This window comes from Desulforamulus ruminis DSM 2154 (assembly GCF_000215085.1).
Taxonomy (GTDB): domain Bacteria; phylum Bacillota; class Desulfotomaculia; order Desulfotomaculales; family Desulfotomaculaceae; genus Desulfotomaculum; species Desulfotomaculum ruminis.
On record NC_015589.1, the window covers coordinates 3474049 to 3494976 of the forward strand.

The following is a 20928-nucleotide window of genomic DNA, read 5'->3' on the forward strand; positions in this document are numbered from 1 at the left end:
CCTCCTTATACTTAATATCAGAGAGAGACTGCTGCCATGGCGCAACCAATCCGATCCACCCGGTGCTCCACAGCCGCCATTTTAACTTCCATTCACTCCATACCCCGGTCTCAAAGGCTCTTCCAGCTTTGCACCAATGATATAACCATAGGTAAGTGGTAACCAGAGGAGAAGGAAGCATCCCGTTCCGGGTCATATTCGGCACTGGAGGCAGAAGACTGAATGCCCCAAGCAAGTTTATATTGTCCATAAAACCTTTAACAAAGCATTGTCAAAGGCCGTTAACCTGCTTTTACCCTCAGAAGAAGCCGCAGTCACAAAATATTTCTCAGGGTTGGGCAACATTCTCCGTTCTCCTCTCTTTTTTAAATCAATTAACGTAATTTCTCAAACACAAAATTTATTATACCAAACTCAAATTAAAAATAAACTGTTTTTTACCAGTCACAAAAAATTTTGTTATGATAAGTATTTTTTGTCAGGAATGAGCTTCCTTGCGATGGGTAACCTAATTTTGTAGCACCATCCATCCAAAAAGGAGGTATGTCTTTTGAAAACCATTACCGCATTCTTCTCTTCCCGGGATCAGGCCGAACACGCCGTGCGAGAATTGCGAAACAAAGGCTTCGACAAAGAAATCTCTGTTTTAGCAAAGGGACAGGAGGAAGGTAATAACAGCGGTCGTACCTCTAACTACACCGGTGGAGACAGCATCACCAACGGTACTTCCAGTGGTGCTGCCATCGGTGGTTTGGCTGGCCTTGCCCTGGGTGCCGGCGCTTTAGCCATTCCCGGTTTTGGGCCTTTAATCGCCGCCGGTCCTATTGCCGCCACCCTCTCCGGTGCTGCCACCGGGGGGATTGCCGGGGGATTGGTTGATTATGGCATCCCTGCTGAAAAGGGTCGGGAATATGAGGACCGCATTAAACAGGGCAAGGTTATGGTATCGGTAAAAGCGGATGACAACCGGGCCCAGGAAGCTGCTCAGGTCTTGGGACAGCAGGGTGGCCAAAACGTTGAAACCCACTAATTTACCTAAATAAAGACGCCTTGCGGCGTCTTTATTTACTCCCCTGCCTTTTGTTTCTCATAAAGGCTTTTAAAAACAAGGGCATCCTCTGCCTGGGTCCCCTGAGATTCACAAATGACGATGGGCTCCAGCTTACGTTCAAAAATCAACTGAGCCAAAGGAGCAAAATCGGGCCCATAGAGGTGGCTTTCTTTCAGGGTCCAGTGCTTTTTCTCACCCGCCCGGGTAAATTCGATGGGGCTGAAATGAGCATGCAAATGTTTCAGCGCGCTGTGTCCTAAAACTTCTGCCACCTGATCTAAAACCCTGGCAAAATCCCTCTTCTCCTTCAAACCTCCCTGGGTCACCGCATTAATGTGTCCAAAGTCAATACAGGGCACCACCTGGGGCGCCAACCGACATAGCTCCAACACCTCTTCCAGGGAACCCATCTGGTTGACTTTACCCATGGTTTCCGGCGCCAAAAATATATGACTCAGCCCCGCTTCCGCTACTTCTTCTAAAATCTCCTTGAGACAATCCTTTGCTCGCTTAAAGGTTTGCCGGCGGTTTTCACCGGGCCCTCCCCCAGGATGAAAAACAACGGTGGTTGCTCCCATCCATTGGGCAGCCCGCAGGGAATCCAGCAGGTAGCCCTTTGTTTTTAGGCGTTTTTCGGAATCTTCGGTGCTTAGATTAATATAGTAGGGCGCATGAATGGATAGCCGAATGCCCTGTTGACGGGCCCTTTCCCCCAGTTCCCTAGCCATTTCTTCTCTAATTCGCACACCACGACTGCATTGATATTCATAGGCGTTAAGCCCCCGGGCCGCTAACCAAGCGGGCATGTCCAAAGAACTTTTGTAGCCTTGACTATAAAAGGAGTCCGGTGCACCCGCTGAACCAAACCAAACCAAGATTCTATCCCCTTTCAACAAAATTGTAATAAATTATAAATATTTACATTTAATGGAAGGTCATCAATTTTTTATGAAGAATTAAAGTAATAAAATACAAACCGGAGGGATCCTGGAATGCGCATCAAACGATACCAACTGGGCCTGATCCTTATTATCATAAGCTTATTTTCTTTATTTTTAAATAGTCGTTGGCAGCATATTCCTGCGGTTAAAAGGGAAGCTCTTCCCCAACAAGCTGAAGTAAGCTATGGCCTTTCCGAATCCATTCAAACCCTGGACCCGGCGGAGTCCAGCGCCCTTTCGGAAGCCAAAGTGATGGCCCATGTCTTTGAAGGGCTGGTTCGTTACAAACCGAATTCCACCCAAATAGAACCTGCCCTGGCAACCAGTTGGGAAATATCCCCGGACGGACTAAGCTGGGTTTTTAATTTGCGGCGCAATGTCTTTTTTCATGACGAAACCCCCTTTAATGCCCAGGCCGTTAAATTTTCCGTAGAACGGCAATTAAAACCATTAAAAAAAGATATTATGACCTATGGAAGTTTTGTCTTTGGCATGGTCCAATCGGTAGAAATCATGGATGATTATAAGGTTCGGTTTCATCTCAAGACCCCTTACTCCCCGTTTCTTCATAATCTGGCCATGCCCTGGGCTGCACCTATGGTCAGCCCTTCAGCGGTTGCCAAGGAAGGGGATAAGTTTCATCAGTATCCGGTGGGTACCGGCCCCTATTATTTAGCCGGCTGGCAAAAAGACACGGCCATTTTAATGTCCAATGAAAATTACTGGGGGACCAAGGCTAAAATTAAGTCCCTCGCCTTTACACCCCTCTCACCGGAGCAACGTCTCTCTGCTTTAAACACCGGAGAAATACAGGGCGCGGATATTTCCGGCCCGGAAAGCAACGAAATTGGCAACCAGCACATCTATATTGCCAGTCAACCCGCTGCCTCCCTGGGCTATCTGGGAATGTTTAACAACCGTCCCCCCTTCAACAATGACAAAATTCGCAGGGCTCTTTGCGTAGCCATTGACCGGGAAATCATTGCACAAAAATTATTTAATGACAAGACCTTAGCAGCCAATAGTATTTTACCTCCTAAAATCCTGGGCTACAACTCCGACCTGAAACCTTACTCCGGCGGAACGGACAAAGCGAGAGCCTTGTTAAGCGCCTACGGTTACCCCGACGGCCTGAATATAACCCTCATTACTTATGATTGCAGCCGTCCCTATAATCCCCTGGGCGGTAAGGTTCTGGCAGACATCATCAAAAAGCAATTGTCCCCTGCGGGATTCCGGGTCAAGGTAAAAACCTATCCCTGGCATGAATTTAAAAGCGCCCTGCGGGATCAAGAAGGAGACGCCTTTTTATTTGGTTGGGTTGGAGATCATATGGATCCTGATAATTTCTTATATACCTTGCTTTCTTCGGATCAAAATTCCCAGACAAACCTGACCCGTTATAAAAACGTTGAAGTAGACCGGTTAATCAATGCAGCCCAGAAAGAACCCGATGAAACTGTCAGGGAAAGACTTTACTATCATGCCCAGCAGATTGTCCTTCAGGACACCCCTCTAGTATCCCTTAATTATGGGAAGGATCGGGTGGCCCTGCGGCAAGATGTGAAAGAGGTGCATCTGAACCCCTATGGAATCCCCCTATTTTCCCAGGCCTACAAGGCTGCCTTCAGATAAAAGGCAGTAGACCGAAACTTACCTCTTTAGGGGGTCAACAGGTAGCGAAAAAATGTTAAATTTTTTGCATAGGATTCTTTTTTTGGAAAAGAATATGGGTAGACTTGAACCATATTCTAAGGAGGTAAAAAAATGACCCAACAAATTCAGCAATTGCAAACCCGCATTAGCTCTCTGCGCAATGATTTAAACAGCGTAGAACAAATGTGCAATCAAATCAGACAAGGGGAGCAAAACAACCAGCAGCAACTCCAGAGCATGTCCCAGGCGGAAGGCAACGCCACTCAGCAGTTGCAGCGCATTAGCCAGACCTGTCAGAGAATTAACCAGGAATTAAGCCAGATTGCCAGCCTTTCTCAGCAAATGGCTTCCCAAGGCTACCAAACCACCCAGTTTGGTTCCGCTCAGTTCCCAACCTATGGCCAGTTCGGGCAGGGACAACAATATGGAACCTCTTCCAATGCCTTTATTGCTCAGACCCAGCAACCCGGTCAGTTTGGAGGCAGCTTGACCAACGTGATTAGTTCCGCTACCTCTCCCCAAAGTTCTCAATCCTACGGTCAGTATCAATCTGGCGGAACCCTGGGCAATCTAATGGGTGGTTCCGGTTTATCTCAAAGCATTCCTTCTTACCAGACCACCGGAAGCATGAGCAACGTGATTAGCGCCTCTACCTCTCCGCAATTTGGACAAAATCAAAGTTTTGGACAATATACCCAACAAGGGCAGTTTGGACAAACTCAATTTGGCCAGAGCCAGTATAATCAAGGACAGTTTGGCCAGAATCAAATGGGCCAAGCCTCCCAGAAAATGGGACAAAACTTAGGAACTTACGGACTAAGTTCTGCTCAAGCCAACTATCTGAACCAACAGGGACAGCAATATCAGTTCTAAAAATCCGTAAAACATAAGGAAATTTTGGTCAGGGCCTTGCTAAAGGCCCTTATTATTTTGCCCATTATTGGCTTCATTTACAAAACTAGGATTATTTAGACAATTTACACCCCTTAACAAAGATTAGTCTACGGAAGTATAATGAAAGCACAAATTCGGAAAGTATTTACAGGAGGTGTAGAAATTGGCAAAAATTTTAAAAGAGGGCGCTGCTTATAATCAACGGGATATCATTGATATGCTGGTTGAATTCTCCGGTTTTAAAGACCGGGTTATCAAAAAATTCAAGGATGTGGCCAGGGAGTTCGATGGAAAGCCCAACGAACACGACCTCTGGGTAAATCTTTACCTCATTTCCAGTGACTATGCCGATGATCAACATGCCCGCCGCAAAAGCAGCGACCCAATCCAAAAAATTTCCTAGAAAGAAAATTAATCTGTGTCCGGCCTTTAAAGCAACAGAGATTCGGTTATTCTTCCTTAACGCCTTGAGCACAATAAAACAGAAGCTGTTGCAAAAAGAATCCAGAATGGTTCCTTTGCCATCCCCTTCTTTTTTAAAAAGAATAGAACACGGATTTTACGGATTTCCACGGATATACGGATTTTAAATTTGTATTTAAAAATCCGTGCAAATCCGTATCATCCGTTCAATCCGTGTTCTATTCCTATAACGGTTGTTCGTTATGTTATTATTTTTGGTACGCTATTAAAAGTAAATTTGCCACACTTTTATTTAACGGGGGAAAGTTCAAAAACCGCTTTGCCCTCCTCAATGGTGATTGCCTTTAACCGCCAGCCCATTAACAAGCCCACGGGATAGGTTAAACCCTCTTTACCGCCAATTCCAGTCACCAGTTCCTTGGTCAGGGTCACATCCCCAATGGTAATGGACTTCGGCAGGTAACAAACATTTTCTCCTGAGACGGAAAGCTCCCCGGCTATGGCAAAAGGCAATTGCTCTTTGTTAATTCCCTGAATAATAAATAAGCGATTGGAAAAACTCGCTTTAACCCCGCTAAAATCTTCCCCACTAAAAAGTAATTTTGAGATGGTATTTTCAGTATATTCAGCCCGTACTCCGGTGCCCAGGATTTGAAGCCGGTCCGGCCGGTATTTATCCCAGGGAGCATCCCGGAACCTTTCCAGCAACGTCTCTAGAGGCTTAAGGGCATCGTGTAGACCATTTACTACCAGCAATACTCTGCTCTGGTTTTCCCCCAGTTCTTGGCGGGTCTGCTGCAAAATTTTTTGTTGGGAAGCCTGTAAAGCTTGGGTTTGTGAAACAATCTGACCTAATCTTTTTTCCTGGTTGACCAGTTGTTGTTCCAACAGGGCCAGTTGGTTCGTCTTTTCTTTTACTTCACGAATACTGTCCAGGGTTTTGTTGATATCTTCCACGCCACGGGAAACCAAGATACCCACCAAAGCTAAACGTTGAATAAAATCCCCCAGGTTTACCGCGCCCAGTAAGATAAACCAATAACTCCTTTGTCCTTCTATGTAAAAATGCCTGAGCCATACCCCTAACTCCTCCCGGCATAAAGCCAGCTTCTTTTCGGAATGCTGAAGCTGCTCCCGCACTGCCGGTATTTTCTGATGGGTTTCGGCCAGTTTTTTTTGTACAAAGTCATACTCCCGCTGTGCTCTGTCCAAAGCTAATGCCACTTGAATGATTTCAGCCACAATTTGCTGTTCCCTTTGTTGCAATAATTGATGTTGTTTTAACACCTCGGGGGGCTCTGCACTGCAAACAGGCATCAACCCATGCCAGAAAATATTTACCAGTATCAAAATAAAGATTAGACCTCGACGCATGACGACTTCCAGCCACCCTTCCTGAACCATTCTAAGCGACAAAGGTGATTGTGACAACGAATACTTCTTCCACTTTATTTTACTTTTAAAAAACCGAATAATTCCATGCTTTTTTACCATTTACCTAACAGAAAGTTTATTTAAAGTTTATTCCAAACTATATAAAATATAAAAAACATGATGACTACGCATATATTACAAAAGACGACAAAGCTTTGGTTTGACATTTTTTTCTAGTTACGTTATAATCAACAAAAGCATTTTTAGGAGGTTACATGAAATGGCATTTGAAGTGTATTATCCCCGCTCAGAAAACTATGTTTCTGTATCTAAAAATCACATTACTTTAAACCGCAATTTAGCTGCCAAACTAAACGCAGATCATATTGAATTAGCTTATGATAGAACTGCAAAGGTCATCCGGATTAATGCTGCTGCACCGGATAGTGGTTTAATTTTAAACAAAACCAGAATTGGCGCCAAGGGTTTTTTACAGTATTTCGGCATTGAAGCCAAGGGAAAATTCCCAGCTACCTTTAACGAAGAAGACAAAGCCATTCTCATCAATCTTTAAAAACTCAACCCAACGGTTGGGTTTTTTTATCCATGTGAAAATCTGCAACTTGTTAATTTTACCTTTTTTTAGGAGGATAAACTTTTGATACTTCCCTATCTAAAACACACACCGCAGATTAAACCTACTGTATATCTGGCGCCGGGGGCGGTGGTTGTAGGCAGGGTTGAACTGCAGGATCACGTAAGCATATGGTATAATGCAGTGATTCGCGGAGATGTGGACGGTATTCAAATCGGTCGGGCCACCAATATTCAGGATGGGTGCTTGCTGCATCAAAATGAAGGCTTTCCCTTGATTATCGGGGAGGAAGTCACGGTGGGGCATGGTGCCATTTTGCACGGCTGCACCATTGAGGACGGATGTTTAATCGGTATGGGCGCCATCCTGCTTACCGGATCTAAAATTGGTGCTGAATCCCTTATCGGAGCCGGAACTCTGGTGAAAGAGCATCAGGAAATCCCTTCGGGTGTTCTGGCCTTGGGTTCCCCGGCCCGTATTGTACGCTCACTGAGCGATCAAGAAAGAGCCAACCTGCGAGAGTCGGCCCGCCATTATTTACAAATGGCCCGGGAATATGCCGAAGGCTAAAAGAAAAAAACCGGGATACCCCGGTTTTTTCTTTATTCCTGTTGATCACAGCAAAGTCCTCGTTCAAAATCCTCTTCACGCAGATAAACAGTATCCGCGATTGCGTATTTGCCAAAGTTTTTATCCAACTCTTTCTCATGAAGGTGGCCATATACAATGCCCCTGGCGATTGCCTTGTCGCGAAAGCAGATAGCATAAAGATCTCCTTCTTTAAGCACCCGGCAGGGTATATTGTGAGATTTGGAAAACTTTAATGCCATAGGCAAAGCCCGTTCAAAATCCTCGGATTCCATGGTGAAGGCAGGAAAAAGATAAGATCGCACTTTTTAGAAGACCCCTTTCGTCTGATGCTACAATATGTGTATTCAACAAAGTACATTTTTGCCCTTTAAGAAATAAATGGCTTTAGGTGATGGTATTGGGTATAAAGGAAATTATTATAAAATGGTAAACCCGGTAAAAATTCCGGGTTTTTTAATCACAAAAATCTTCCTCATCAAAAGTCTGAGTATTGAAAACTTCTATGACCGCCTTACGGTCTAAAAAATCATCCAATCCTTCCCCGGTTAATTTCCAGCCGCTTTCTCCCTGGTCAATCATACGTAATCGGATCTTTTTTTCTACTTCCTTTTTTTCTCCCCGGTATATCATATTGAGGTATACCCAATAATGTTCGTGGCTTCCACTTTCCGGACGGACCCGTTGAACCTTAATCCTGGAAATGTCGGAAACCATTCCTTTTACTGTATCCCGTACTTCTTCCGAGGGTTTATACATGGTTTTCAGGGCGGAATCTGCATCCTGCAAGTCAATGGCGGTAATAAAAACTTCGATCACTTCTTCCGGTGCCATGGCGGAAATCATTTGTTTAAACCGCCCCGCCGACTTCCAGACCATCATCTGGTGAGCCAGGTTTTCCTCACCCGATTGATGCACTTTACTGTCCCGGAAATGGATACAAAAATGTCCTTTAAAATTGTTTCCCCGGATGGCCCCGTCACCATGGGGCATACCGTTCATGGAGGCGGCCAGTTTCCGTCCGCCCACTTCAACTACCACCGCTTTACGCCGCCAACTCCACTCCCCGTTATAAATTGCCTTCATAATGGCTGTATCTCCCGCAGTTAAAGGTTGTACATCGGCATGATAAGTCCCGCCCCGGCGCTGGACCCTAAAGCTTAGCCCGGTATCCACATCCACCACCGTAGCATTGGTATAACGCTTAAAGATTTTATCCACTTCATCCCAACTCAAAAATTCACCCCGTTGAATTTCCGGCACTTCACTTCCGGGCCAACTGCGGGAAGGCGGCGGTTCAGTGGGTTTTAATCGCTGCCAAACAATATTGGTCAGGATCATTAGACAGACTAACGCAACCAAAAGTTTTACTAATTGTCTGGGCTTGAATATAAAGATGATCCAATTCCTCACGGACCTGTCCTCCAAGGGAAATATCTATCAAATAATATGGCGGGCCGGTGTATTTATGCAGGTTATTTTTAAAGGCGGCAAAAGCAAAAAGCGACAGAAGAATTGGCTTCTCTGTCGCTTTTCATCCCTCTCAGCATGGTCTTGTGAAGGACCATGCCATATAAAAACTCTTCACAAATTCTGCCCGGGAGGAACGTTCCAGGGACTCAAATTCCTTCTTTCAGATACAAGGACCGGGCCTTCTGGCATAAGCATGGGCATCAATTCCTCTTAGGGTTAGCCAGTGATAGGACTTTCCGCTAATCACTGCCGGAACCTTTTTGAGGTCCTCAATCTTTTGCGCTCCCAGCATGAGCATAATCCGGTGCATATTCTGAATCAGATCCTCCAGGTAACCAACAAGCCCCTTGTCGGAAGCATCCATTAAAACCCTTAGCAGGGGCCGGGCCATCCCCACCAGGGAACATCCAAGAGTTAAGGCCTTTATACAATCCAGAGCATGGTCAATGCCTCCGGAGGCAATTAAACATCCTTTGGAATGAACAGAAAGCCCTTCCAATAAGCTAATGGCAGTGGGAATCCCCCAGTCCCAATTTAGCTTCTTGCCGCACCGGGTTTCTTCAATCGCCATAAAATCAGTTCCTCCGGCCCCGCCGATATCAATATAGTCAATGCCACTGGCATGAAGACAAGCAACACTTTCCCTGGACATGCCAAAGCCAACTTCTTTAACGATAAGAGGTACCTCCAGTTGTTGAGCCAATCCTTCAATATTGCGTAAAATGCCTTTGAAATTACGATCTCCTTCAGCCATAGCCAGCTCCTGAGGTACATTTAAATGAAGCTGGAGCCCGTCCGCCCCAATCATCTTTACCGCCTCTCTGGCTTCATCCACCGTACAGTCCGCCCCTAAATTGGCCAGAATGACCCCGTCTGGATTGGCCTCCCGGACCACTTCAAAGCTGCGCCGGGCCGCCGGAGTCTCCATGGCCGCCCTCTGGGAGCCCACCGCCATAGCCACCCCGGTTAGGGCTGCGGCCCGGGCCAGGCTGAAATTAATATTTTCTAACTGGGGGTGACCTCCTGTCATGGCATTAATCAGCAGGGGGCCCCTCAGTTTTTTGCCAAGGAAGGTACATCCGGTGTCCACCTCGTTCCAGTTAAGCTGAGGCAGGGAATTATGCACCAGCATAATATCGTTGAAACCAGTGTAACCATTACTCTTGTTTTGTTCCAGAGATAAACGAATGTGTTCCAGTTTCCTGTCCAATCGCAACAGTTTGTCCCCCTAACATGGTTCCGGTTATTTTCTCGAAAAATATCTATAATTAATAGAATATCACCATTACAAAGGAACTATTTCTTCCGCCACGGGTGAATCCCCTTCTAAAGGTTGAATATATCTTACAGTTTAGGAAGAAATTTAAAAAAGGTAGTCTTTAATAAAGACTGCCTTTTTAATAAACAAAATCATTTGATACACTTCCTGTTTAGGCCAAGTTGCTGTTCTTTTTAGCCCTGGCCCTCTCACTTTTGTCCAATAGCCTTTTTCTGATTCTTAGGCTCTTGGGGGTTACTTCCAATAGTTCATCATCCCCCAGGTATTCAATGCATTCTTCCAGGCTCATGGTGCGGGGCTCTTCCAGTTTTACAGTGGCCTCGGCGGTACTGGCACGGTGATTGGTCAACTGTTTTTTCTTACATACGTTGACTTCAATATCCTGATCCCTGGCGTGCTCTCCCACCACCATTCCCTCATAGACCTTGGTTCCGGGAGTAACAAACAAAGTACCCCTTCCCTGGGCCCCCAACAAGCCGTACTGGGTGGCTTCCCCGGATTCAAAGGCAATTAGCACGCCCTGATAACGGCGCTTGATCTCTCCTTTGAACGGTTCATAGCCCTGGAAGGTATGATTCATCACGGCATGGCCCCGGGTTTCCGTCAGCAATTGAGAGCGGAAACCAATTAATCCCCGGGCCGGTACGATAAACTCCAGGCGCAGTTGACCCGGGCCGTTAGGACCCATGTTCACCATTTCGCCTCTCCGGTTGCCCAGGGTTTCCATCACCGAGCCCATTTTATCTTCAGGAATATCCACCAGCAGCAATTCCATGGGTTCCAGCAGTTGACCCTTGTCATCCTTTCGGCAGATTACTTCCGGCTTGGAAACTTGAAGCTCAAATCCTTCCCGGCGCATGGTTTCGATTAAAATGGAGAGATGCAGTTCACCCCGCCCGGCCACCTTAAAAATATCCGGGGAATCGGTATCCTGGACTCTCATGCTCACGTTTTTCTCCGCCTCTTTATAAAGCCGGGCCCGTAGTTTACGGGAGGTAACATGTTCGCCTTCCTGTCCGGCAAAGGGGCTGTCATTCACCATAAAGGTCATCTCCAGGGTGGGCTCGTCCACAACAATGGAGGGTAACGCTTCCGGTTGATCTTTATCGGTGATGGTGTCCCCAATCATAATGTCTTCTATTCCGGAAACCACGACAATTTCTCCACAGGAAGCCTGAGGAACTTCCACCCGCTCCAGCCCTTCAAAGGCATAAACCCGTCCAATGCGGTAATTCTTACGGCTCCCCTCCCGGTTAATGACCATAACCGTTTCTCCCCCGGAGATGCTTCCTCTGGCAATACGGCCGACGGCAATCCTGCCGATATAGGAATCATATTCGGTATTATTCACCAGCATCTGCAGAGGGGCATCCGCGTCCCCCACAGGCGCCGGAAAATGACGGATAATGGTCTCAAAAAGGGGTTGCAGATCCTTTCCGGGCACAGCCGGGTCCAAGGTTGCGATACCCTGGCGGGCAATGGCATAAACCACCGGGAAATCCAACTGCTCGTCACTGGCTCCCAGCTCAAAGAACAACTCCAGTATTTCGTCCACCACTTCATCAATGCGGCTGTCCGGGCGGTCAATCTTATTGATTACCACCACCGGAACCAGATTTAATTCCAATGCCTTACGCAGGACAAAGCGGGTCTGAGGCATCGGTCCCTCGGAGGCATCCACCAGCAGCAGCACTCCGTCTACCATTTTTAAGACCCGTTCCACTTCTCCGCCGAAATCCGAGTGTCCCGGCGTATCTACGATATTAATCTTAACACCTTCATAACGGATGGAGGTATTCTTGGAAAGGATGGTGATGCCCCTTTCCTTTTCCAGGTCATTGGAGTCCATGACCCGTTCTTCTACAATCTGATTTGCACGAAAAATACCACTTTGCTTTAACATACCGTCAACCAGCGTCGTCTTTCCATGGTCAACGTGAGCGATAATGGCAATATTTCTTATGTCCATGCGGGATGTCATTGTCATATCCTCCTCTAAGGGCTACATAAAGATTTTACCCAACCAGCTTATTATATAATACTTTTTATTAATGTAGTGGTAATATTTCTTTCTGCCCGGGTAAAAGCTTCCTTATACATCAACCGGATGAGCCGGTATTAAAAGAATAAATGGCCGGCTGCCCTGGAAAAGGAGCCGAAGAAAAATAAAAAGGCAACCTTGGGTAAAGGTTGCTTTTCAACGAAAGAAATTTTGCTGATGATGATAGCAGTGACCCTGCCGACGTTCCCATGGCCGCAGCATCTCAATAGATACGCCTTCTTTGGAACCTTCATCATAAAGCAGTTGGTAAATTCCATTGCCAATAAAAGTGAGGCCCAGATAAACAGCTCCCAGCAGAGGGAAAATAACCTTTTTCATTTGGACTTACACTCCCCGAATTACTTTCCTTCTACACTTTTCGCCATTCATTTCCAAATCCCTTCAGCTTCTCCAAAAATAATCAATTTTTTTAATTATCAATTTGGACTGATTTTACAGTAATACAACCACCCTGCCCGGGTTTTTCCACAGTCAGTTCGTCTTCCGAGTCATTGTCCCAGGTCAGCCTTATGGTTAATGGAACTTCCAAGCCGCTGATATCCACCTTAGCCTGTCTCATCCAGTCATCGTTTAATCTTACAAAAATCAGTTCTGTCCGGCTGTTGCGAAACAGCTTCATCCTGGATTCTCCGACAATTTTGTAAAAAACTGTGAATTCCTTAACCCCTTGATTAAAAAGTTCTTGCTCATGAATGGTAAATTCCAGTTTGCCGCGGACTTCCATCTCTTCGGTAATCCGGTCTACAATTTCATCCGGCATGGCTATCCCCCTCCCTTTGCCAAGCATCCCGGTTCCTTTTAACCGCACATTCCTTTTCTAAATTCACGAATGGTTAATTGGACATTGGGATTATTTAAAATTACCCGGTAAATGGAAACAACATCATAGGGTTCATTTTTTATGGTTTGTTGGGCGTATTCCAGGGCCGCTTCTTCCGTATCAAAGGCAGAAATTTCATCGCACTGGCCGCTAAGAATCTTGACCACCGGATAAATATTCAGGTTCACCGGCCATCCACCTCCTCTATGATTTCATAATCAGGGCAGTTCTTAACGTACTCGTGGAAAGATTTCAGGGCCATTTCAAGACCATCCGCAAAACCGTTATTGTATTCACTGGAAGACATTCCTTGAATATAATGAAGATAAACAATGGTGTTTTTTTCCCATTCCTTAAGACATTGCTGTAAAGAAGTCAATGATCAGCCTCCTTTCCCGGATCTAAGATCTGCCAAATTTATTGTTTCTATTTAATTTATTATTATCCTGCTAATTCTTTCATTGACATAAAAACCCTGTACAATTTATGATGGAACCGGAGGTGAAAAAATGAGCTGGTTACTTAAATTATTGCTAAATAGCGCCGCATTGCTGGTTGCCGATTATGTTGTGCCCGGTATTGAAATTAAGGAATTTGCCTCCGCAGTCATTGCGGCCCTTTTACTGGGCTTTGTAAATACCTTTATTCGACCGGTCCTGGTATTTCTGACCTTTCCCCTGTCTGTGCTAACCCTCGGGCTATTTATTCTGGTGTTGAATGCCATCCTCTTTGCCTTGGTTTCCTGGTTTGTCCCCGGATTTAATGTGCTTACTTTTGGCGGTGCCTTCATGGGTGCACTGATTACTACCATCGTAAGCTGGCTGTTAAACATAATTTTAAATAGGGATTAGAAAAGTCTGCTTTTACCCTCCTGGCGGAGGGTTTTTTTATTTTCAGGGATCACCTTTTCCGCTTTAGTAAAACATCTACAAAATATACATCCAAATGTTTACTTTATTTTATATTATTTCAAGCAGCATAAAACTTCCTAATATACAAATAAAAATCCAGAATAATTTTACTTAATTATCCAGTAATACATCTGGAAACAAAACCTTTTCTTATAACTACTGTCATAAATTATCTCGTATTATATAACTGTCTTTGTCCATAATAACATCAGAACCACAAATAAAGAAACAAAAATTCAAGGAGGGAATCAACAATGACAAGCCGTAATACCAATCAGTCGGTAACCCCTGGTGCACAGAGTGCTTTGGATCAAATGAAATACGAAATCGCAGGCGAACTGGGTATCGCCAACTATCAGCAGTTGGACAAAGGCTCTCTGCCTAGCCGTGTTAACGGTTATGTAGGTGGCAACATGACCAAAAAACTGGTTGCTTATGCTGAACAGGCTCTTGCCAGCGGCAACAGCGCCCAAATCCTCCAGTCTGCTCCTACCGAACAAATCGGACAAAGGTCCTAATTAAACGGAAGGGCAACCGTCATATTCTCTTAGATTAGATGCCGGTTGAGCCCTCACCGCGAGGGGAGAGTGATCTTACACTCTCCCCTTGTTATATTGTTAATAAAGTAAATGCTCGAAGGCAATTATATCATCTTTATTATAAGAGGGGGACGTGATAAACATGCCTCCTCTTGCGCTGTATTAGAAAAAGGTTAAATGTTAATAATGATTTTGGATCAAAAAAATATCCCCCGGACGGTTAAAAAGGAAAACCCCGATGACCGCCGAATTATAAACATATCTGCTAAGGGGGAATCTTATGCTGAAAAAATTTTGGTTTTTTATTCAAGCCTTGTTAAATCCTTTGGTTCCTTCCCGTTTAAAATATGAAGTAGCCGGATGCATTGTTTATTTTATTAGTCCCATTGATTTTATACCGGACTTCATCCCTCTTTCCGGAAGAGCAGATGATCTGGTTGTCCTGCTCTGGGGCGTTAAACGCGGCTATGATCTGATTAAAGCCCATAAACAATCTCTGTCCAACAAAAAATAACCCTTGCTAAAGAGGCTAGTCCCAGCAAGCAATAACCCCCGGCTCCACTTTATTTCATGGTTCCGGAGGTTTATTTGTTATTTATTTATAAGCCATAGCGGCAGTCCATTTGTGTGGTTACGATTAAAATAATTCCTTTAATATAAAGACTAAAAAGCACAGCCCAATAAAAATTCCTACATAGCGAAGGGTTTTATCCCGGTTTAAAGATATTTGTCTTTGGCGCTGCCGCTTTTCTCTAAGTTTTTTTTGTTCCGGATCCACATAGTCCAATTTTTTCAGTTTGGGTCTCTTACGAGGTGTAAATTCAATAACCTTGCCCCTAGTCCTCCCATTTTCTGTCATGTTGTTACCCCTTTGATCCTCATTCTAAAAGTTCTATCCTATAATATCTTATTCAACTTCTTCTTTACCAATAGCATATCCCAAACTAAAAATATCTTTAAGTAAATTATGTATCAATATCTCAGCCCACTGTACCACCTTGGGATTGGGTTTACTTTTATAAATTCTGGCCAATTCGTTGGATACCTCAGAAATCATTTCTCTGGAATCGTATTTTTCTTCAAATTCCGGTGAACAAAATATTTCCGCCCCCTCTTCAATGGAAGCGTTAAATTGGCTTTCCAGTCCACTGAAGTAACTCACAATCTCATTTAATTCGCCCAATACCCCTTGTAAGGCCGATTCCATGCAGTAATCAAAAAATTGCTTCTTCTCCGCCTCTGGAAGACTCTCTAAAAGAGGTTTTCCTTCCTTATAATAATGCACCTGACAATTGGCCACATTCCCCTTTTCAAAGCCGGTTCCTTCAAAAAAATCCCTTAACCGTTTTTGGCCTAAGGAGCTAACAACCCTTCCCTCCGTCAACCTGGCCATAATCTCCGGGGGACCCAGCTCGCACTTAACCCTCAGTACCTTAACTCCCTCAAGACTAAAAATATAATACTCTCCATATTTTTTCGTTTTAATTTTGTTCGGGTTCATCATTAGAGCCCCCCTCTTAATCCCTATGATCTAATTCATTCTGTTCTATATGAAGGCTTGGATTGATCAATAGCTTGCTCATATCGAGCCTAAACACAAGCGCCGGATCCTTCTATTCCAAAATTTGCTTCTAAAAAACAAGCAAATCTATTGGCTAAATTCCCTATTCCCGCTGTAAAATCCTTCATAAGAAATGAAAAAACAGTCTACCCCTAAGAATACTATTATTTACTATGTGCAAAAAAATATTACATTAAATGAAGATACCCCCTTGTGTTTAGAAAAACCGATGCTATAATAAAGTTAAGGTTAGTTAAAGTCAAATTATTAATAATTACTTCAATAATTTTCTTCCAAGTCCTCTACAAAAATCGGCTATCGTGATTGATTTCACTTTAGCGAAACCACCCTGCACTAAATCGACAATTTTTCTTAAAATTTCTTCTACTTTTATGATTTAATATATTGAGCGAAAGTGTAAGTCATTGTAAAATTTAAATGTTGTTAATGTTCTTTCGCAAATTAAAAATTATTTTTATATTCTTATTAGTTGGGAATTATTAAATCATTCTGAACATTGTTGCTAAACCATCTATTTCTTTTGGTAACCGGCTCTCAGTAATAAATTTCATATTATTTTTTAGTCTAAAAAAGAAGGTTTTTTTAAAATTGTGACAAATATGACAAATAGGACTTTTGTAGAAAAATCTGTCGAATGAATCAGGCAATTCGCTGACCAAACAAGGCTTAATTTTATTGGCTGGGTGGTTAGCATGCAAATGTATGACATTCTTTCAAGCAAAGGGGGAAAACCTATGCAGAACCAAGCAGACAAAGAAAAAGAAAGGCAAGTTACTAGGCGGGGCTTCCTCAAAATGATGGGGGGCATTGGTTTAACAGGTATTACTGCAACCATTGCCGGATGCAGCACGGATCCTGCCGGTGGTAAGGGCTGGATGCCGCAGCAGTATCAGGTGGCCAGCACTTGGCCCGTTCAGGTAAAGGGCCGTATTCCCATCGATCCTACCAACCCATCCATTACCCGCGACGACCAAAAGTGCGTATTGTGCGGCCAATGTATTGAGGTATGTCAGAGGGTGCAAACAGTTTTTGGCTATTACGAGCTTCCCATCAAGGACGATATCACCTGCGTGAACTGCGGACAGTGCACCCTGTGGTGCCCTACAGCAGCCATCACCGAGCGGGATGACATCGATAAGGTGATTAAGGCCCTGGAAAACAAAGATATGCACGTGGTGGTTCAAACCGCTCCGGCTACCCGGGTTGGTTTAGGAGAAGAGTTCGGTATGGCGCCGGGAACCTTCGTAGAAGGCAAGCAGGTGGCTGCCTTGAAAAAGCTCGGATTTGATGCCGTGTTTGATACCAACTTCTCTGCCGACCTGACCATTTTTGAAGAAGGTACCGAGTTAATTAAAAGAGTTACCGGCGAAATTAAAGAACCCCTGCCGCAGTTTACCTCCTGCAGCCCCGGTTGGGTTAAGTTCTGTGAATACTTCTACCCGGATCTGCTGGAGCACATGTCTACCTGTAAATCTCCCCAGCAGATGCTGGGCGCTATGATTAAGACTTATTACGCCAAGGAAAAGGGGATCAATCCCGAAAAGATCTTCTCGGTTTCCATCATGCCCTGTACGGCCAAAAAATTTGAAGCTGCACGTCCGGAAATGAACAGTGCCGGTGAGTACGCCGGGAAACCTAATTTAAGAGACGTGGATGTGGTACTGACTACCCGGGAACTGGCTCGTCTCATTAAAATGAAAAACATTGATTTGAATACCCTTCCCGAGGCTAAATACGATTCCCTCATGGGCGAAAGCACCGGTGCCGGCCTCATCTTTGGTGCTACCGGCGGTGTTATGGAAGCAGCCATTCGTTCCGCCTATTTCCTGATTACCAAACAGGAGCCACCGGAAGCATTGTTGAATTTAACCCCGGTTCGTGGACTGCCGGGTATTAAGGAGGCAGGCGTTGACATTCCCGGTGTTGGAACAGTGCGGGTGGCGGTTGCCCACGGTTTAAGCAACGCCCGGCCCATTTTGGAAGCGGTACGCAAGGGAGAGTCTCCCTACCACTTTATTGAATTCATGTGCTGCCCCGGCGGCTGCATCAGCGGCGGCGGACAGCCCAGAACCTCTCTGCCCCCTTCCGACGAAGTGCGTAAAGCTCGTATCGCCAGTCTTTATAATGCGGACGCTCATGTCTATGCTAAACGTAAGAGTCACGAAAACAAAGAGGTATTGGCCCTCTATGAAAAATTCCTGGAGCATCCCAACAGTCATTTAGCCCACGAGTTGCTGCACACTCACTATGAGGATCGTAGTAAACACCTGACTGTTAAGAAACAAAACGCGTAAATCCATACCTTCAGGAGGTGAAGATTCATGTCAAAAGGTGTTTTAGTTGACCTGACCAAATGCGTAGGTTGCGGTAGCTGCACTGTGGCCTGCAAACTATGGAATGAAACCAAATGGGATGAAAAAAATCCTACCATTGGAGATAAAGCAAAATTAACGGATAAAAACTGGACTGTGGTTGATTTTAAACAGGTTCAGGGAAAAGACGGCAAACCGGTATGGCGTTTCGTTAAGCATCAGTGCCTGCACTGCAAAGAACCCGCCTGTGCGTCCGCTTGTTTTGCCAAGGCCTTCCAGAAAACCGAAACAGGACCGGTTATCTATTATCCTCACCTGTGTGTTGGCTGTCGTTATTGCATGATTGCCTGTCCCTTCAATATTCCCAAATACGAATGGGAAAAGGCTTTTCCCCTGGTAACCAAGTGCCAGATGTGTTCTACCAAGGTAGAAAAGGGTGAGGCTCCCGCCTGTGTATCCGTTTGTCCCGCCGGAGTATTTAAGTATGGGGATCGTGAAGAACTGTTACAGGAAGCAAAATCTACCATCGCCAAAGACTCCAAGTATATTCAGCATATCTTTGGTGAAAAAGAAGTGGGCGGTACCTCCTGGATGTATCTCTCCGATGTTCCCTTTGAGCAATTAGGCTTTAAAACCGATGTTACTACCCGGCCCCTGCCCAGCTATACAGCCAGCTTCATGCATGCAACACCTTATGTTGCAGTTACCTGGGGCGTTATTCTGACGGGTCTTTACCACTACACCAAGCGTCGCAACCAGATTTCCAAGGAAAATAACAAAAACTACAAGGCCTAACTGAGGCAATCATATTTCATATCTAGGGGGGATATTCATGGCGGCTCACGCCCAAGCCCAAAAGTGGAGCTTTAAAATAACTCCTATTCGTGTACTATTAATGTTATTGGCCGCAGCCGGTATTGGTATAGCAATCTTTCGTCTGGTAACCGGCCTTGGTATTGTTACAAATTTATCCGATGAGTGGCCCTGGGGCCTGTGGATCGGCTTTGACGTTCTTACCGGTGTTGCACTGGCCGGCGGCGGTTACGGCACGGCTCTTATCGTACACGTGCTGCACAGAGAGTATTTCCATCCCATCGCCCGCAGCGCTATGCTGACCTCTTTGTTAGGTTATTTGCTGGTCATGGCCGGACTGTTCCTTGATATTGGTCAGTGGTTCAACTTCTGGCGTCCCTTTGTTTCCTGGGGCCATCATTCCGTGCTCTTTGAAGTTTTCTGGTGTGTATCCTGCTATACCACGGTACAGATTTTAGAATTCACCGAAATTGCCACCGAGCGAGTTGGCACCAAGTTCCATGATATTGCTGTGAAAGCATTACCGGTTTTGATGATCGTTGGCATTATCTTCCCTACCCTGCACCAATCTTCCCTGGGTGCTCTGTACCTGATTATGCCCGATAAGTTATATCCGTTGTGGTGGTCACCCATTATCTTCCTGTTCTTCTTAATGTCATCTTTCTTTGTGGGTCCGGCCATGATCTGCGTAGAAACCACTCTGGCCGGAAAAGCATACGATCACTGGGTTCCCATTCCCATCCTGAAAAGCTTGATCAAGGTCTCGGGATATGCCATGATTATTTATCTGATATTAAAGATTTACGATCTAGTCAGCCGGGGAGTCTTTAATCTGGTCTTTGCAGGCAATTTGGAAGGCAACATGTTCTTGATTGAAATGGTTCTCGGTATTATCGTACCCATTATCATGTGCTTCACGAATATCACCACAACCCGTTCCGGATTGTTCATTTTCGGTCTACTGGTAAGCGGTGGCGTTATTCTAAACCGTATGAACGTTGTGATTATTGGTATGATTCGATCCACCGGTTCCGCCTATGTTCCTTCCGCTGCTGAATTCCTGGTAAGTATCGGACTGGTAGCCCTTGGCGTACTGGCTTATTGCTTCATCGTAGAAAACTTCAGAATTCTGGATCATAGTGATCATGGCCATGCGGCCTAATCCTGCAAAAAAGTTTTGTAAATGCTAGCTAGGTAAGAAGGCGGTGCATACATCACCGCCTTCCTTTTCATACCGGTGTTATAAACACCATCGCGCCTGTATTTTTCTTTCTTGTAACCCGATACCTAGTCGGGTTTTTTCTTTTGCCGGGGCAGCGGGTTATTAAATCCCTACCCTCGGAATGGCTAAATCCATTTTAAACTTCTCCGAAAGAAAGAACAATATTAAGCAACTTTAAAAAATTAAAAAATATTCAAACAATTGCCGAATCTTTCTTTGGTCTAGCAGGGCTGTTTTCCCTTGGATTTAATCCCAATGTTCCATTCATAATTCTCGAAAAAAGTTAATTAAATTAATTAAGTAACTTAAGTAAAATAAAAAATATAGCCTGGACTTCATCTTTAAACGAAAGAGTTTTTCTCAAGTTCCGGCCTAAAAATAAAATGGCTTGGG

Annotated in this window: 25 protein-coding genes; 12 read left to right on the forward strand and 13 right to left on the reverse strand. The window is 44.8% G+C overall.

What is annotated here, in order from left to right:
* Positions 1-237: 237 nt before the first annotated feature.
* The gene (locus tag DESRU_RS21370; RefSeq protein WP_238446319.1) at positions 238-345 is read right to left on the reverse strand and encodes a pyruvoyl-dependent arginine decarboxylase; all 108 of its coding nucleotides are present in this window, start codon (positions 343-345) and stop codon (positions 238-240) included.
* 205 nt (positions 346-550) lie between these two features.
* Between DESRU_RS21370 and DESRU_RS17225 the strand changes: the two genes are divergently transcribed.
* Complete coding sequence (locus tag DESRU_RS17225) at positions 551-1030, forward strand: hypothetical protein (RefSeq protein WP_013843359.1); 480 nt, start codon at positions 551-553, stop codon at positions 1028-1030.
* 35 nt (positions 1031-1065) lie between these two features.
* On the opposite strand, the gene DESRU_RS17230 is transcribed toward DESRU_RS17225, so the two are convergent.
* The gene (locus tag DESRU_RS17230; RefSeq protein ID WP_081462083.1) at positions 1066-1929 is read right to left on the reverse strand and encodes a TIM barrel protein; all 864 of its coding nucleotides are present in this window, start codon (positions 1927-1929) and stop codon (positions 1066-1068) included.
* Between the two features lie 114 nt (positions 1930-2043).
* On the opposite strand from DESRU_RS17230, the gene DESRU_RS17235 reads away from it, so the two are divergent.
* From DESRU_RS17235 to DESRU_RS17245, 3 genes are all read left to right on the forward strand, one after another.
* Positions 2044-3627, forward strand: coding sequence for an ABC transporter substrate-binding protein (locus DESRU_RS17235; RefSeq protein WP_013843361.1), 1584 nt, complete (start codon positions 2044-2046; stop codon positions 3625-3627).
* A gap of 132 nt (positions 3628-3759) precedes the next feature.
* Positions 3760-4521 carry a hypothetical protein gene (locus DESRU_RS17240; RefSeq protein ID WP_013843362.1) on the forward strand — a complete coding sequence of 254 codons (762 nt, stop codon included), beginning with the start codon at positions 3760-3762 and terminating at the stop codon, positions 4519-4521.
* A 184-nt stretch (positions 4522-4705) separates the two neighbouring features.
* Positions 4706-4945, forward strand: a complete 240-nt coding sequence (locus tag DESRU_RS17245; RefSeq protein WP_013843363.1) for a hypothetical protein — start codon at positions 4706-4708, stop codon at positions 4943-4945.
* A 308-nt stretch (positions 4946-5253) separates the two neighbouring features.
* Here DESRU_RS17245 and DESRU_RS17250 read toward each other — a convergent pair whose 3' ends face one another.
* Positions 5254-6369 (reverse strand): coiled-coil domain-containing protein, encoded by a 1116-nt coding sequence (locus DESRU_RS17250; protein ID WP_238446320.1) that lies wholly within the window; start codon positions 6367-6369, stop codon positions 5254-5256.
* Between the two features lie 250 nt (positions 6370-6619).
* On the opposite strand from DESRU_RS17250, the gene DESRU_RS17255 reads away from it, so the two are divergent.
* Positions 6620-6913, forward strand: a complete 294-nt coding sequence (locus DESRU_RS17255) for a hypothetical protein (RefSeq protein WP_013843365.1) — start codon at positions 6620-6622, stop codon at positions 6911-6913.
* Between the two features lie 84 nt (positions 6914-6997).
* Positions 6998-7504, forward strand: coding sequence for a gamma carbonic anhydrase family protein (locus DESRU_RS17260; protein WP_013843366.1), 507 nt, complete (start codon positions 6998-7000; stop codon positions 7502-7504).
* Positions 7505-7536: 32 nt separating this feature from the next.
* On the opposite strand, the gene DESRU_RS17265 is transcribed toward DESRU_RS17260, so the two are convergent.
* From DESRU_RS17265 to DESRU_RS17300, 8 genes are all read right to left on the reverse strand, one after another.
* Positions 7537-7827: a hypothetical protein gene (locus tag DESRU_RS17265; protein WP_013843367.1), complete on the reverse strand. Its 291-nt coding sequence runs from the start codon at positions 7825-7827 to the stop codon at positions 7537-7539.
* Positions 7828-7978: 151 nt separating this feature from the next.
* Entirely contained in the window at positions 7979-8935 is a 957-nt protein-coding gene (locus DESRU_RS17270) for a hypothetical protein (protein ID WP_013843368.1), read from the reverse strand.
* A gap of 220 nt (positions 8936-9155) precedes the next feature.
* Entirely contained in the window at positions 9156-10211 is a 1056-nt protein-coding gene (gene fni / locus DESRU_RS17275) for a type 2 isopentenyl-diphosphate Delta-isomerase (protein WP_013843369.1), read from the reverse strand.
* A 214-nt stretch (positions 10212-10425) separates the two neighbouring features.
* Positions 10426-12255, reverse strand: coding sequence for a translational GTPase TypA (gene typA, locus DESRU_RS17280; RefSeq protein ID WP_013843370.1), 1830 nt, complete (start codon positions 12253-12255; stop codon positions 10426-10428).
* A gap of 216 nt (positions 12256-12471) precedes the next feature.
* Positions 12472-12654, reverse strand: coding sequence for a hypothetical protein (locus DESRU_RS17285; RefSeq protein WP_013843371.1), 183 nt, complete (start codon positions 12652-12654; stop codon positions 12472-12474).
* Between the two features lie 91 nt (positions 12655-12745).
* A complete protein-coding gene (locus DESRU_RS17290) occupies positions 12746-13096 on the reverse strand; it encodes a hypothetical protein (protein ID WP_013843372.1) in 351 nt (116 codons plus the stop codon).
* 38 nt (positions 13097-13134) lie between these two features.
* Complete coding sequence (locus tag DESRU_RS17295) at positions 13135-13344, reverse strand: hypothetical protein (RefSeq protein ID WP_013843373.1); 210 nt, start codon at positions 13342-13344, stop codon at positions 13135-13137.
* A complete protein-coding gene (locus DESRU_RS17300; protein ID WP_013843374.1) occupies positions 13341-13535 on the reverse strand; it encodes a hypothetical protein in 195 nt (64 codons plus the stop codon). The genes DESRU_RS17295 and DESRU_RS17300 overlap by 4 nt, the downstream gene beginning before the upstream one ends.
* Before the next feature lie 130 nt (positions 13536-13665).
* On the opposite strand from DESRU_RS17300, the gene DESRU_RS17305 reads away from it, so the two are divergent.
* The 3 genes from DESRU_RS17305 (at position 13666) to DESRU_RS17315 (ending at position 15120) form a co-directional block, all read left to right on the forward strand.
* Positions 13666-14007 carry a phage holin family protein gene (locus tag DESRU_RS17305; protein ID WP_013843375.1) on the forward strand — a complete coding sequence of 114 codons (342 nt, stop codon included), beginning with the start codon at positions 13666-13668 and terminating at the stop codon, positions 14005-14007.
* Between the two features lie 314 nt (positions 14008-14321).
* Complete coding sequence (locus DESRU_RS17310) at positions 14322-14585, forward strand: alpha/beta-type small acid-soluble spore protein (protein WP_013843376.1); 264 nt, start codon at positions 14322-14324, stop codon at positions 14583-14585.
* Between the two features lie 301 nt (positions 14586-14886).
* Complete coding sequence (locus tag DESRU_RS17315) at positions 14887-15120, forward strand: YkvA family protein (RefSeq protein ID WP_013843377.1); 234 nt, start codon at positions 14887-14889, stop codon at positions 15118-15120.
* Between the two features lie 123 nt (positions 15121-15243).
* Here the strand turns inward: DESRU_RS17315 and DESRU_RS17320 are convergent, their stop codons facing one another.
* Complete coding sequence (locus DESRU_RS17320; protein ID WP_013843378.1) at positions 15244-15465, reverse strand: hypothetical protein; 222 nt, start codon at positions 15463-15465, stop codon at positions 15244-15246.
* A 48-nt stretch (positions 15466-15513) separates the two neighbouring features.
* Complete coding sequence (locus DESRU_RS17325) at positions 15514-16110, reverse strand: hypothetical protein (RefSeq protein ID WP_013843379.1); 597 nt, start codon at positions 16108-16110, stop codon at positions 15514-15516.
* Positions 16111-16922: 812 nt separating this feature from the next.
* Between DESRU_RS17325 and DESRU_RS17330 the strand changes: the two genes are divergently transcribed.
* The 3 genes from DESRU_RS17330 to DESRU_RS17340 are packed head-to-tail and all read left to right on the forward strand — an operon-like array spanning position 16923 to position 20475.
* Positions 16923-18482, forward strand: coding sequence for a [FeFe] hydrogenase, group A (locus DESRU_RS17330; RefSeq protein WP_013843380.1), 1560 nt, complete (start codon positions 16923-16925; stop codon positions 18480-18482).
* Positions 18483-18509: 27 nt separating this feature from the next.
* On the forward strand, positions 18510-19295 hold the full coding sequence (locus DESRU_RS17335; RefSeq protein ID WP_013843381.1) for a 4Fe-4S dicluster domain-containing protein: 786 nt from the start codon (positions 18510-18512) through the stop codon (positions 19293-19295).
* A gap of 37 nt (positions 19296-19332) precedes the next feature.
* A complete protein-coding gene (locus tag DESRU_RS17340) occupies positions 19333-20475 on the forward strand; it encodes a polysulfide reductase NrfD family protein (protein ID WP_013843382.1) in 1143 nt (380 codons plus the stop codon).
* The last annotated feature ends 453 nt before the right edge of the window (positions 20476-20928 follow it).

Bases quoted from the DNA above. Each gene is read 5' to 3' on its own strand.
- DESRU_RS21370 (WP_238446319.1), bottom strand. From the start codon at position 345: ATGTTGCCCAACCCTGAGAAATATTTTGTGACTGCGGCTTCTTCTGAG.
- DESRU_RS17235 (WP_013843361.1), top strand. From the start codon at position 2,044: ATGCGCATCAAACGATACCAACTGGGCCTGATCCTTATTATCATAAGC.
- DESRU_RS17240 (WP_013843362.1), top strand. From the start codon at position 3,760: ATGACCCAACAAATTCAGCAATTGCAAACCCGCATTAGCTCTCTGCGC.
- DESRU_RS17250 (WP_238446320.1), bottom strand. From the start codon at position 6,369: ATGGTTCAGGAAGGGTGGCTGGAAGTCGTCATGCGTCGAGGTCTAATC.
- DESRU_RS17255 (WP_013843365.1), top strand. From the start codon at position 6,620: ATGGCATTTGAAGTGTATTATCCCCGCTCAGAAAACTATGTTTCTGTA.
- typA (WP_013843370.1), bottom strand. From the start codon at position 12,255: ATGACATCCCGCATGGACATAAGAAATATTGCCATTATCGCTCACGTT.
- DESRU_RS17285 (WP_013843371.1), bottom strand. From the start codon at position 12,654: ATGAAAAAGGTTATTTTCCCTCTGCTGGGAGCTGTTTATCTGGGCCTC.
- DESRU_RS17290 (WP_013843372.1), bottom strand. From the start codon at position 13,096: ATGCCGGATGAAATTGTAGACCGGATTACCGAAGAGATGGAAGTCCGC.
- DESRU_RS17305 (WP_013843375.1), top strand. From the start codon at position 13,666: ATGAGCTGGTTACTTAAATTATTGCTAAATAGCGCCGCATTGCTGGTT.
- DESRU_RS17310 (WP_013843376.1), top strand. From the start codon at position 14,322: ATGACAAGCCGTAATACCAATCAGTCGGTAACCCCTGGTGCACAGAGT.
- DESRU_RS17315 (WP_013843377.1), top strand. From the start codon at position 14,887: ATGCTGAAAAAATTTTGGTTTTTTATTCAAGCCTTGTTAAATCCTTTG.
- DESRU_RS17320 (WP_013843378.1), bottom strand. From the start codon at position 15,465: ATGACAGAAAATGGGAGGACTAGGGGCAAGGTTATTGAATTTACACCT.
- DESRU_RS17325 (WP_013843379.1), bottom strand. From the start codon at position 16,110: ATGATGAACCCGAACAAAATTAAAACGAAAAAATATGGAGAGTATTAT.
- DESRU_RS17330 (WP_013843380.1), top strand. From the start codon at position 16,923: ATGCAGAACCAAGCAGACAAAGAAAAAGAAAGGCAAGTTACTAGGCGG.
- DESRU_RS17335 (WP_013843381.1), top strand. From the start codon at position 18,510: ATGTCAAAAGGTGTTTTAGTTGACCTGACCAAATGCGTAGGTTGCGGT.
- DESRU_RS17340 (WP_013843382.1), top strand. From the start codon at position 19,333: ATGGCGGCTCACGCCCAAGCCCAAAAGTGGAGCTTTAAAATAACTCCT.